6 protein-coding genes, 2 tRNA genes and 2 rRNA genes (1 of these 10 only partly in view) are annotated in these 12,781 nt (G+C 43.9%); 5 read left to right on the top strand and 5 right to left on the bottom strand.

Features of this window, described 5'->3' with window-relative positions:
• The 4 genes from MAS10914_RS0124365 to MAS10914_RS0124350 all read right to left on the bottom strand — a co-directional run.
• Positions 1–222: ribosomal RNA gene (locus tag MAS10914_RS0124365) — 23S ribosomal RNA — on the bottom strand; it reaches 2,599 nt to the left of the window's first position.
• 188 nt (positions 223–410) lie between these two features.
• Positions 411–483, bottom strand: a tRNA-Ala gene (locus MAS10914_RS0124360).
• A gap of 73 nt (positions 484–556) precedes the next feature.
• Positions 557–630, bottom strand: a tRNA-Ile gene (locus tag MAS10914_RS0124355).
• A 123-nt stretch (positions 631–753) separates the two neighbouring features.
• A 16S ribosomal RNA gene (locus MAS10914_RS0124350) occupies positions 754–2,243 on the bottom strand.
• The 16S and 23S rRNA genes sit together here with 2 tRNA genes alongside, the layout of an rRNA operon.
• A gap of 330 nt (positions 2,244–2,573) precedes the next feature.
• On the opposite strand from MAS10914_RS0124350, the gene nadC reads away from it, so the two are divergent.
• From nadC to argS, 3 genes are all read left to right on the top strand, one after another.
• Positions 2,574–3,434, top strand: a complete 861-nt coding sequence (nadC, locus tag MAS10914_RS0124345; RefSeq protein ID WP_017318559.1) for a carboxylating nicotinate-nucleotide diphosphorylase — start codon at positions 2,574–2,576, stop codon at positions 3,432–3,434.
• A gap of 25 nt (positions 3,435–3,459) precedes the next feature.
• On the top strand, positions 3,460–3,900 hold the full coding sequence (locus MAS10914_RS0124340) for an NUDIX domain-containing protein (protein WP_026082785.1): 441 nt from the start codon (positions 3,460–3,462) through the stop codon (positions 3,898–3,900).
• A 75-nt stretch (positions 3,901–3,975) separates the two neighbouring features.
• Positions 3,976–5,739, top strand: a complete 1,764-nt coding sequence (argS, locus tag MAS10914_RS0124335) for an arginine--tRNA ligase (protein WP_017318557.1) — start codon at positions 3,976–3,978, stop codon at positions 5,737–5,739.
• An 85-nt stretch (positions 5,740–5,824) separates the two neighbouring features.
• Here argS and MAS10914_RS0124330 read toward each other — a convergent pair whose 3' ends face one another.
• Positions 5,825–8,506 (bottom strand): nSTAND1 domain-containing NTPase, encoded by a 2,682-nt coding sequence (locus MAS10914_RS0124330; RefSeq protein ID WP_017318556.1) that lies wholly within the window; start codon positions 8,504–8,506, stop codon positions 5,825–5,827.
• 919 nt (positions 8,507–9,425) lie between these two features.
• Here MAS10914_RS0124330 and MAS10914_RS0124325 point away from each other — a divergent pair.
• Both MAS10914_RS0124325 and MAS10914_RS0124320 read left to right on the top strand, forming a co-directional pair.
• Positions 9,426–11,960 carry a CHASE2 domain-containing protein gene (locus MAS10914_RS0124325; RefSeq protein ID WP_017318555.1) on the top strand — a complete coding sequence of 845 codons (2,535 nt, stop codon included), beginning with the start codon at positions 9,426–9,428 and terminating at the stop codon, positions 11,958–11,960.
• The gene (locus MAS10914_RS0124320) at positions 11,957–12,760 is read left to right on the top strand and encodes a DUF928 domain-containing protein (RefSeq protein WP_017318554.1); all 804 of its coding nucleotides are present in this window, start codon (positions 11,957–11,959) and stop codon (positions 12,758–12,760) included. The genes MAS10914_RS0124325 and MAS10914_RS0124320 overlap by 4 nt, the downstream gene beginning before the upstream one ends.
• Positions 12,761–12,781: the final 21 nt, after the last annotated feature.

Below are 12,781 nucleotides of genomic sequence, written 5' to 3'. Positions count from 1 at the left end.
ATCTCTATTGATTTCTTTTCCTCCAGCTACTAAGATGTTTCAATTCGCTGGGTTGGCTCATACCTGTCTATATATTCAACAGGCTGTACTTGGGGTTCCCCCATTCGGACATCTCCGGATCTTACGCTTGCTTCCAGCTCCCCGGAGCTTTTCGTCGGTCACCACGTCCTTCTTCGCCTCTGTGTGCCTAGGTATCCACCATTAGCCCTTATTAGCTTGACCTTTTTTTTCGGCTTGGTTATTAGTTTTGTTTTTTCTCCTCTTCTGTGTCATTCACATAATGAGCAGAACTTTCTTCTAACTACCTGCTTCTATCGCTTCTCTATGCAGTTTTCAAGGTTCTTCGCTGGAGCTTTTTCCAGCAGCCGAATTTTTTGACTTCGGTGCTGAATTTTAACCCAATCTCTAGGTGGAGGTAAGGAGACTCGAACTCCTGACATCCTGCTTGCAAAGCAGGCGCTCTACCAACTGAGCTATACCCCCCTAAATCAGTTTTCAGTTACCAGTTACCAGTTATCAGCTTTTTGTTTTCTGACTCCTGTTCACTGTTTTTAGGTGGGCCATCCTGGACTCGAACCAGGGACCTCACCCTTATCAGGGGTGCGCTCTAACCACCTGAGCTAATAGCCCATTATCGAACCTTTTTATAGTTTGAAAGCTTCCTTAACTCTGGCGACCGACCTCGGGATTTCTGCAATGATGAACTCTGAATTCTCTATTCTCTTAATTCATCATTCAGTTGGGTCTCCCTAAAAAGGAGGTGATCCAGCCACACCTTCCGGTACGGCTACCTTGTTACGACTTCACCCCAGTCACCAGTCCTACCTTCGGCGTCCCCCTCTCCGAAAAGTTAGGGTAACGACTTCGGGCGTGACCAGCTTCCATGGTGTGACGGGCGGTGTGTACAAGGCCCGGGAACGAATTCACTGCAGTATGCTGACCTGCAATTACTAGCGATTCCACCTTCACGCAGGCGAGTTGCAGCCTGCGATCTGAACTGAGCCGTGGTTTCTGGGATTTGCTTGCGGTTGCCCGCTTGCTGCCCTTTGTCCACAGCATTGTAGTACGTGTGTAGCCCAGGACGTAAGGGGCATGCTGACTTGACGTCATCCCCACCTTCCTCCGGTTTGTCACCGGCAGTCTCTTTAGAGTGCCCAACTTAATGCTGGCAACTAAAAACGAGGGTTGCGCTCGTTGCGGGACTTAACCCAACATCTCACGACACGAGCTGACGACAGCCATGCACCACCTGTGTTCCGGCTCCCGAAGGCACTCCCCCCTTTCAAGGGGATTCCGGACATGTCAAGCCCTGGTAAGGTTCTTCGCGTTGCATCGAATTAAACCACATACTCCACCGCTTGTGCGGGCCCCCGTCAATTCCTTTGAGTTTCACAGTTGCCTGCGTACTCCCCAGGCGGGGTACTTAACGCGTTAGCTACGACACTGCCCGGGTCGATACGGGCAACGCCTAGTACCCATCGTTTACGGCTAGGACTACTGGGGTATCTAATCCCATTCGCTCCCCTAGCTTTCGTCCCTCAGTGTCAGTTGTGGTCCAGCAGAGCGCTTTCGCCACCGGTGTTCTTCCTGATCTCTACGCATTTCACCGCTACACCAGGAATTCCCTCTGCCCCTACCTCACTCTAGCTATGTAGTTTCCACTGCCTTTATTTGGTTAAGCCAAACTCTTTGACAGCAGACTTTCATTGCCACCTGCGGACGCTTTACGCCCAATCATTCCGGATAACGCTTGCATCCTCCGTATTACCGCGGCTGCTGGCACGGAGTTAGCCGATGCTTATTCCTCAGGTACCGTCAAGATTTCTTCCCTGAGAAAAGAGGTTTACAATCCAAGAACCTTCCTCCCTCACGCGGTATTGCTCCGTCAGGCTTTCGCCCATTGCGGAAAATTCCCCACTGCTGCCTCCCGTAGGAGTCTGGGCCGTGTCTCAGTCCCAGTGTGGCTGATCATCCTCTCAGACCAGCTACTGATCGTCGCCTAGGTGCGCTCTTACCACACCTACTAGCTAATCAGACGCTAGCTCATCTTCAGGCAATTAATCTTTTACCCATCGGCACATCCGGTATTAGCAGTCGTTTCCAACTGTTGTCCCGAACCTGAAGCCAGATTCTCACGCGTTACTCACCCGTCCGCCACTAGGTGCCTAAGCACCCCGTTCGACTTGCATGTGTTAAGCATACCGCCAGCGTTCATCCTGAGCCAGGATCAAACTCTCCGTTTTGATTCCTTCTGTACTTCCGTGTTTTACCACTTCTGTACGCTCATCGGCTGATTTTTTCCCCTCAGCCAGGGTTTTTACTATTTACTACCGCCAGCTTTAAGGTGTATACTAGCTTTCAAACTATAAGATTTTCAAGGTTCGCTGCCCTTGGCGTTCCCTTTGTTTGGTGTCCGCTCTTCAGGCACTTATCTAATATATCTATCCTCCTTTTGATTGTCAACTCTTTTTTTGCCGTTTTTGGAATTTTTTTTGAGATCCTACTGAAATCCTGATGCAGTAAGCACTGTAGGCTATAGTAATTCTGGAAGTCGTGAAGGAAGCAATAAAGTAGTGAGCGATTTTGGTGTTTTGCCGCCTTGGCTTGTCATAGATCCACTGTTGCGTGATTGGTTGTTGGAGGATATTGGTAGGGGCGATCGCACAACCCAAGCCTTGATAAGTAAAGAAGTAGGACAAGCCAAGTGGGTAGCGAAAGCGCCTGGAGTCATAGCTGGTTTACCAGTCGCAGCAAGGGTATTTCAGCTTTTGAATGAAACAGTGAGCTTTGTTCCTGTTGTGGCTGAGGGGAGTTCTTGTCAACGGGGAGAAGTGGTGGCTGAAATTTATGGTTCACTGGATGCACTACTGATGGGAGAACGGGTTGCTCTTAATATAGTTATGCGCCTAAGTGGTATCTCCACGCTAACCAGGAAATATGTAGAGAAACTTGCTAACTTATTTGCAAAATTGGTGGATACGCGTAAAACTACACCTGGGCTGAGACTCTTGGAAAAGTACGCAACTACTGTGGGAGGAGCGGTAAATCATCGGATGGGGCTGGATGATGCAGTTATGATTAAGGATAATCACATTGCAGCTGCTGGGGGAATTGGAAAGGCAATTTCCCGTATTCGCCAACATATTCCTTATCCCTTAACGATAGAAGTAGAAACGGAAAGTTTACACCAAGTGGAAGAAGCTTTGCAGCATAGCGCTGACATTATTATGTTAGACAATATGCCCGTTCATGTGATGCGTCAGGCAGTGGACATGATTCGCCAACATGATAATCGCGTTAAAATTGAAGCCTCTGGCAACATCACTTTAGAAACAATCCGTGCTGTTGCCGAAACAGGTGTAGACTATATTTCTACTAGTGCGCCGATTACTCAAGCCTCCTGGTTGGATGTAAGTATGAAGCTCACTGGGTAGGAGAAGCTTGGCTTGTTAAGCAAACATCTCTTTCATTATTGGCGTTTTTGCCGTCATCTTTGACTCTGCAAAGAGAGTGTTGCTTTGCCATAGAACTGATATGGATCTGTGGAACTTACCCAGTGGAGCAATGGAAGAAGGCGAAACACCCTGGGTCGCTGTAGTTAGAGAAGTTGAGGAAGAAGTTGGTCTTGTGATAGAAGTCGAGCGGTTACTTGGTATATACTCGCGACCAGATCAGAATGAAGTGGCGTTTGGGTTTCTCTGTGGTGTTGTGGGAGGAAGTTTAAGGTGTAGTGATGAGGCTGACAGTATTGAGTACTTTGAAATTGACCAAATTCCTCGCAACACCAACCATGAGCAAGTAGAAGCCTTGCAGGATGCTGCAAAACAGGAGTTGCAAGCTACCTTAAGATTGCAAACAGAACCTTCTCCACGGGAAGTATACTTTGGCAAGCTGTGTTAGGTTCAACTGTATCTATAAGGTACAGGACAAAAACTGTACAGTTTTGAGATATTTCTATATCTTAGATAAAAACTTATGAAAGCTACACAAGAACAACTAAGAGTTAAATTACAGGAGGCGTTGGGAGCGGCTTTTGGTCGAGACTACGCCGAAGCTGATCCAATTTTGGTGAGTGCGAGCAATCCTAAATTTGGTGATTATCAAGCAAATGTTGCTTTATCTCTAGCAAAGCAGTTGGGACAGCAACCAAGGGCGATCGCACAACAAATTGTTGCTAAACTTGATGTATCCGATATTTGCAAGCCACCAGAAATTGCAGGTCCTGGCTTTATCAATTTAAAGTTGAAAACAGAATACCTAGAAGCACAACTCAAGGCTATTCAGACAAACACAAGATTAGGAGTCACACCAACTAAAAATCCCCAGCGGGTGATTGTAGATTACCCCAGCCCCAATATTGCCAAAGAAATGCACGTAGGACATTTGCGTTCAGCAGTGATTGGAGATTGCCTTTCTCGAATTGTAGAATTTGTTGGTCATGAAGTCCAAAGAATTAGCCATGTAGGTGACTGGGGAACACCGTTTGGGATGCTAATTGCGTATTTAGAAGAAGCATACCCAGAAGCTTTGACCACCACTGAAAGTTTAAATTTAGGCGACTTGTCCTCATTTTACCGTAAGGCAAAAAAACGATTTGATGCAGATGAAAATTTCCAACAAGCAGCACGTCAGGCGGTAGTTAATCTACAAGCAGGGGATGAAAAGACTTTACTGGCATGGAAAATAGTGTGTCAACTTTCCAGTAGAGCATATCAAGCCATTTATGACTTAATGGGAATTTCTTCTGATATCATTGAGCGAGGTGAATCATTTTATAACGTTTTGTTACCCGAAGTCGTAGAGGAATTAGATAAAAAAGGTCTGCTAGTGGAGAATCAAGGGGCAAAGTGCGTCTTTCTCGAAGGATTCACTAACAGAGAAGGTGAGCCTCTACCATTGATTGTGCAAAAATCAGATGGAGGCTACAATTACGCTGCTACAGATTTAGCAGCAATCCGCTACCGGGTGCAGGTAGATAAGGTGCAACGAGTGATTTACCCAGTAGGTGGAGAACAAACAAATCACTTTGCCCAAATTTTCCAGGTAGGAAAAAAAGCTGGTTGGATTACAGACGATTTAGAGTTTGTTCACGCTCCCTTTGGTTTAATACTAGGTGAAAATGGTCAAAAGCTGAAAACACGTTCTGGAGAAGCAGTAAGATTACAGGATTTGTTGGATGGTGCGATCGCTCACGCTCGTGCAGACATAGAAAACAGAATAAAAGTAGAAGAACGCGAAGAAACTGAAGAGTTTGTCAGCAATGTTGCCCAAATCATCGGCATCAGTGCAGTTAAATACGCTGACTTAAGCCAAAACCGCACCAGCAACTACATCTTTAGCTACGAAAAGATGCTAGCACTCAAAGGTAATACAGCACCTTATATGCTCTATGCTTATGTAAGGACTCAAGGCATTAGTCGTGAAGGTAAGATTGACTTTGAAAAGCTGGGAGCAGATGCTTCAATTATCCTGCGGGAAGAAACAGAATTAACCCTGGCAAAGCACTTGTTACAACTGGATGAAGTTATCAGTGAAGTGGAGAAAGATTTACTGCCAAATCGCTTATGCGAGTATTTATATCAATTGAGCGATAAGTTTAATAAGTTTTACGAAAATTGCCCTGTTCTCAAAGCCGAGGAACCTGTGCGAACATCGCGGCTGGTGCTATGCGATTTAACAGCTAGAACCCTAAAGCTAGGACTCTCTTTGTTGGGAATCAGGGTTTTAGAGAGGATGTAAAGATTTTTCTTTTATGTCTTTACGATTTAATAACCGCAGATGCACTTATAGCTTTAACTTCGCTCTTTGCTGACTCCTGGAATTTCTACCAAGCTATAAGTGCCAAACTCAGGACTAGTATCAAACCAGCAATGAGTCCTAAGATAGTAAGTTGCCGTTGCCGTCTACGTTTGTGTTTTTTCAGCTCGTTGTCCCGTAGTGCCAAAGAAAGCTCAATGAAATGTTTCTCTCCAACAGAGAGTTCATCTATGCGCTTGTGCTGCCAATATTGTGCATCTGCCAAAGGCTTTGCACGCAATAAAGCTCCTTCATCTTGACCACTACTCTCCCACTGACGAATTGCCGATCGCAACTGCTCTTGCCAGTGGCGAAATCCTCCATCAAGTTGTATCCACTGCTCTAGGCGTCCCCAGCTTCTAATCAGCGCCTCATGCACGATTTCCACCGTTTCTTCACCGGATGACTCGTTGTGGTTGGTCACCATAAGACGTGCATCAGCCAAGCGCGTCACTAAATCCCAGTTTTCTGACTTTACCTGATCACGAGTTGCCAACCTCCGGGTAGCCTCCATTCCTTCTTTTAAACACACTAACTGCATAAATACTCGCCGCGCCCGAGTTCTGTCTGCTTCACAAAGCTGGGCATATACTGCCTCAGCGTGAATAGCCAAAGCCTCGTCAACGCCGCCAATCTCCTTGTAGTCTTGATGAGCCAGCCAGCCATCTGTCTGTTTTGACCACAGTTGTGTTAGGGCAAACTCCAGTAACGGTAAACGTCCTGACTGCTCCCCAACATCATTAATAATTTTATTTGTCAACTCATTTTCTAGCCTTACCTGCATTTGTGCCGCAGGCTGTTCAATAGCTGCTCGCAATTCCTCACGGCTCATCGGTTCGAGATTCAGGACTGCTCCTTGTAAGGCATCGCTAAAGGGGCGGTAAGAGAGGACATATCCGTAAAAGTCAGATCGCAGGGTTAGGACTAGGGTAAATGCTGGAGCTAACCTGACTGCATTCAGTAATGTATCTAAGATTCCTTGGCGTTCTTCTTCTGGGCAAAGAGTGTAAAGTTCTTCAAATTGATCCGCTATTAAGAGCAGACGAGTTTTGGGGTTTTGCTGGACAAAGCTTTCAATAATTTTGTATAGAGCTTTATTATCTTGTCGCAGTGCTATTTCCAGTTTTAATTCAATGAGGCGACGAATATTTAATTTTGGATTTTGATTTATATATTTGTTTAGATTGTCTCCTTGGAAACACAGAAGGGATAAGGCTTCGCCAAAGCTTGAGGCAATCGCCTGTGTTACGCCCGAGGGGCTGTCCTCCACCACAGGGCAATCCTCTTTTGGAGAATCGGGGCTTAGGGTAAGCTCTGCCATCGCCCCTGCCAAAGCTTCAAAGGGATTGTTACCCGGACGAAACGAGACAATCTGCCAGCCAACATTTGAGTCTTGGCGCAACCGAGGAATCAACCCAGCAAACACCACACTCGACTTACCACTTCCACTTGGACCAACCACCGCCACCAACGGCTTTCTTTTGCTTGCCGTCTCTAAGTCCTGGGTGAACTGTTCCCGCCCAAAAAACAGGTGAGTATCCTCCTCTTGGAAGGCAAATAACCCACGATAGGGACATGGAGGTACTCCGCCTAATTTCAGCCAACTCGGTGGTTCTACTGCCGGATTTTGACAGATCACAGGCAACCAACTTGCGCCTGGAAAATCATCTTCCAAGCCTTGTAACTTTCTGCGTGCTTGCTGGACTGCTAAATATAAAGACAGTCGTTCTATGGCAAAAGCTTCGAGAAAATGCTTAAAAAATTCCTGTGCCACCACATTCGGCACTGGCTCGCGCATCACAATCACTGCTGGAATACTTAATTTTTCCAATGCACTAGCCAATCCCAACCCATCACAGGAGTTAAAAATTGCTAGTTGTAAACCATTGTCAATCGCCGCTTTGAGAGCTTCTTCCAACTGTCCAATGGTGAGGTTATTGTTGGTCTTATTCTCATTAATATAAATTCTGCCCGTTTCACCCTCAGTTTGACTGTGACCTGCAAAAAAAAGGATGTCCCAACCAGGATTTTCCCAAAGAAGAGTGTTGAACTGTTGACGTGAGGGATTGACGAGAAAAACTAGTTCTGCATCTTCTAAACTAGAAAGAAAACTGATTTCTGTTTCCAGATCAATGCCTTGGCTATTGCCCAGAACCGCTAAGATTCTCACTTTTTTTCTGGGTAATTTTGGCTGTGAGTATTCCCGGCGTTTATACTCTGGTTGGGAAAGCGCCATTTCTGCGAGAGGATAATCATTGAAGAAATCCCAACGATGCCAAGGTAATCGCCGTAGCAAGTCATCATTGGTTTCAATAATGAAGTGAATTTCTTCAGATGGATGTAGTCGCGATCGCAGTTGTAGTTCTATGTTGAGAAACTCAAAAGATTTGAGCCAATCATTAATATCTTCTTGTATTTTTTGACACAACTCATGAAAACAAACAACGGAGACATTGGTTATGGCATCTTCGTCAATTTCCAGTTCATCATCTTCTTCTATCAATAGAGAACGCAACAGTTGGCGACCACAAACATTTTTATAAAATAATTGCCAATTTCTACAGACTTTAACCAAAGATGGTGCTGCCGGTAAGCTACCGATAAATTGCTGTGGCAGAGAATTTCCTAATGACCATAAACGAGCAGTAACATTTGGAAATCCGTTGTTCAAATCACCACTTCCTAGGCTTATAACAACTGATTTACTCATAGAGAAGACATTTCTTTTTTTTTGCAAGCACGCTCTTTGCTACAAGTTCAGTCTATTGTTTTTCGCATCTTTGCATTAATATTAAGATTTGTAAAATAGTAATTTTAGTTACGGAATCACAACCGAGTCTACTGTCTTTGAGAACAATATTTTTAATACCCTATCGACGCTCTTCAAAGATCCCCTCATAAACAAACACTATGATAATAACAGAAGCCATTAAAATAAATAAACGTCAGAATGTTCAGCTTATGCAGTTGTTCCACAACCTCGTTATTGGCTAATGGAGTCATTTTCAAAAAATCTGGGGAACGACTAGCGCAGCAAGTAAACTCAAAAGAAAAAGTGCATTACGACAGCCTTATACCAATGGCATTGCTCCTTTGCAATGCTTATGCTTGCACTAACATTAGAATGAGTTGCCAGATAATGACACACTTAGTCGCAGCTCTAGGTTAATATTTTATTTAGCTTGATGATATGGTTCAAATTCCCCAGAATCACCGTTTTGTCTTCACTTGCTGTCGCTAATGTTTCACTGTTAGGACTGAAAGGAACTCCCTAAGGCTTAGCGCTTCGTCCATTATTTTCGTGTCCTTGCGCTTTATATAAGATTTTCAAAACTAAAATAATCTTTCTGCTGGCTAGAGAAAAGTCAGCTTTCATAAAGCCCTTAGTTTATTAGTATATGAGTGTATAGCAGTATTGTTTAATGCATTAATGTATAGCAGTATTGTTTAATGTATTAATGTATTGTAGAATGTTGTGGCATTTAACTCACAGAGGTCATCTTTTACAAACTAAAAATTAATTTTTAGTAATGCGTGTCTTTATTAAGGCACATTATATCTTTCAAATTAACTTCGATGAATTAACTTCAAAATATTCATTATCTGACCACTCTTTTTATCAGATACCTATGACTAGGTTGGTAGTTTTAAGCTTGGGTCAGGGGAATCTACACGAAGGCTTTCCCGTTGTGACAGTATATATTGGGGAAGCAGATAATCCCTATCGGATGAAATTTACTGCTAGCTTACCAGCTTCACCAGCAATTCCTGAACTCTACCGCAACTGGCAATCACTTTATTTAGCTTTTTCTCATCGTCCATGTTTACGTATTGGTGTACAGAAAATTGGAGGAATTGAAGAAATTGACGATAATTTTGAAATTGAAGAGGCTTATATCACTAATGTTTCTGAAGCAGATATTCATGATTTATCCCAGCAAATTTATAAGTTGGTAAATCTATGGCTTAATTCAGTTGAATTTCGCAAAATTGAACAGCAATTACGCACGCATTTAAAACCTTATGAAGAAATCCGCTTCATTGTTGAAACAAATGACTATCTACTACGGCGATTACCCTGGCATCTGTGGAGTTTCTTTGATGATTACCCGCAAGCGGAAGTGGCTTTAAGTGCCTCGGAGTATCAACAACCGTATAGATTCCATGCAACAACTAAAAGAAATAAAATTAGAATATTAGCAATATTTGGTGATAGTCAAGGAATCGATATTAGTCAGGATAGGACTTTTTTAGAGAAATTATCAACTGATGCCGAAATTAAATTTTTAGTAGAACCGAAACTAGGCAAATTCAATGACCAGCTTTGGCAACAAGGTTGTGATATTCTCTTTTTTGCTGGTCATAGTTGCACTCAAGAAAAAGGTTACCTACAACTCAATCAAAAAGACACAATTACCCTTGACCAATTCAAGTATGGTCTCAAGCAAGCCATAAGCCGTGGATTACGGTTGGCAATTTTTAACTCTTGTGATGGCTTGGGGTTAGCACAGCAGCTACAGGAATTGCACATTCCACAAGTCATTATCATGCGCGAGCCTGTGCCGAACGTGGTAGCTCAAGAATTTTTAAAGCATTTTCTAGCTGAATTTTCCCAGGGACAGTCTTTGTATACTGCGGTACGTTCTGCACGCGAAAGACTGCAAGGATTGGAGGGAGAATATCCCTGCGCTACTTGGTTACCCGTCATTTGCCAAAATCCTGCTGAACCGCCGATGGTTTGGCATACTGAACGTCAGACTGAACGTGTATACAAAGTAGGCTCTTTAGTAGCGTCTTCCATAACCAAACAGCCCACATCTCGCTACTTTGGAAGCCATACTTTTTCCAGAACAGCAAAGCCGAAGTTGTTCGTTAAACATCGCATTCCTGTTACAGCCACCCGTCGTCTCTTAACCTTAGTGCTAGCAAGTGTACTGGTAGCTGCCAGTATCATGGGAGTGCGCCATTTTGGGATACTACAACCTTGGGATCTGCATTCTTATGATTATTTAATGCATCTGCGACCAGCAAATGAAAAGCCAGATCCACGCCTATTAATAGTCACTATTAACGAGTCGGATATTCAGTATCAAATCCACAAAAAGATGAATATGCGTTGGTCGTTATCAGACCAAGCACTTAATCAACTCTTGCAAAAATTGGAGCAGTACCAACCAACAACTATTGGTATAGATATTTATCGTGATTTCCCCGTTGATCCCAACCATCTAGAGTTAGCCACTCGTATGCAGCAGAACCAGCATATATTTACAGTGTGCAAAGTTTCTGCTCCCAATGATGGCGCACCTGATGGTGTTTCCCCCCCTTCTGAAGTCTCAAAAGAACGCCTAAGTTTTAGTGATTTTGTGGCGGATGCAGATAGAGTTGTTCGTCGCCAACTTGTGCAATTAACCCCTCCTTTGGAATCTCCTTGTGTAGCAGAATATGCTTTGAGCTTTCAGCTGGCACAGCACTACCTAAATACACAAGGTATAAAATGGGATATTAATCCAGAAAAAAACTTGCAAATTGGCAAGACTGTTTTTAAGCCCTTACAACCCCATTCAAGTGGCTACCAAAGAGTGGATGCAGCAGGATATCAAATCCTACTCAATTATCGTTCAGTGCCCTCTCTTCTCAATATTGCCCAGAAAGTCTCTCTCAAGGAGGTTCTCAATGACGAGATTATTCCTGAGTTATTGCAGAAGTTGGTGAAGAATCGAATCGTCCTGATTGGCGTTACCGCCACCAGTTCTCCTGATGATTGGGAAACTCCATATACTGCAACAGCACCAGATACAGAAAAGCAAATCCCAGGCGTGTTTGTACAGGCGCAGATGGTGAGCCATATTCTAAGTGCTGTTTTGGATGGTAGACCTCTGATGTGGTGGTGGTCTGGATGGATGGAAGCACTGTGGGTATGGGGTTGGTCATTGCTGGGAGGTATTATAGCTTGGCGGATTATACAGCCACTCCATATAGGATTAGCTATTGTAATGGCGCTTTTGACACTTTTTAGTATCTGCTTTGGTCTATTTACCCAAGCAGGGTGGATTCCGCTGGTTCCCTCATCATTGGCATTGGTGTCATGTGCGATTGTATTGAAGATACAACCGTGCTCTCATACAAGCAATAGCAAAAAACGCAGGATCTCTCAAATATGAGCAAAAATAAGTTGCCTCAAAGACACCATAAACTAGCTTGCGCTCTTCCTTTGTTGGTTACTGGGCTTGTGAGTTACCCACTAGAAGTACAAGCAAACGCAGCGCAATCATTCCGTAACAGAGTCACTAACACACCAAACCTTTTTGTCCGAAAATTTCCTGATAACGGCGCTCCCACTGGTCGCCGTCGAGGAGGGACAAGCCGTCGTTCTGGATGTCCACACCTGAAAACCCCCATAACAGCTTTAGTCCCTGGTGAGGAAAATAACAATAAATCTTTTTTGGGATTAACAGTTGCTGAGTATCCAACCTTTTGGGTTTATGTTCCTGATTTACCCAGCAACGTGCGTTCAGGAGAATTTGTATTGCAGGATGAACAAGGTAATGATGCCTACCGAAAATCTCTCACATTATCAGGGAAGCCCGGTGCCATAAGTATTAGCTTACCATCAAGTTCACAATACGCTCTCAAGCAAGACTTGAAGTATCACTGGTTCTTCCGAGTTTACTGTAGTGACCCACAAACTCAACCCGAATATTTTTTTGTTGATGCATGGCTGCAACGGGTAGCGCTAACTCCTGACCTTCGGCAACAGTTAAATAGTAAAAAATCACGGGAATACACCGTCTATGCTGCCCATAATCTTTGGTACGATGCCATAACAAATCTAGCTGAACTGCGCGGCACTCATTCGGAGCTTAGTGTGTTCGCTGAAGATTGGATGAGCTTGTTTAAAGCTGTTGGCTTGGGAGAACTTGCCCAAGCGCCCATTGTGCAACATTATCATTTGCAAAATTGATACTCTCAGAAATCCGGTTTC

Origin of the sequence: Mastigocladopsis repens PCC 10914 (assembly GCF_000315565.1) — a bacterium.
GTDB classification, from domain to species: domain Bacteria; phylum Cyanobacteriota; class Cyanobacteriia; order Cyanobacteriales; family Nostocaceae; genus Mastigocladopsis; species Mastigocladopsis repens.
The sequence above is the reverse complement of the archived record's forward strand: the minus strand, read 5'-3'. Positions and strand labels throughout refer to the sequence as shown.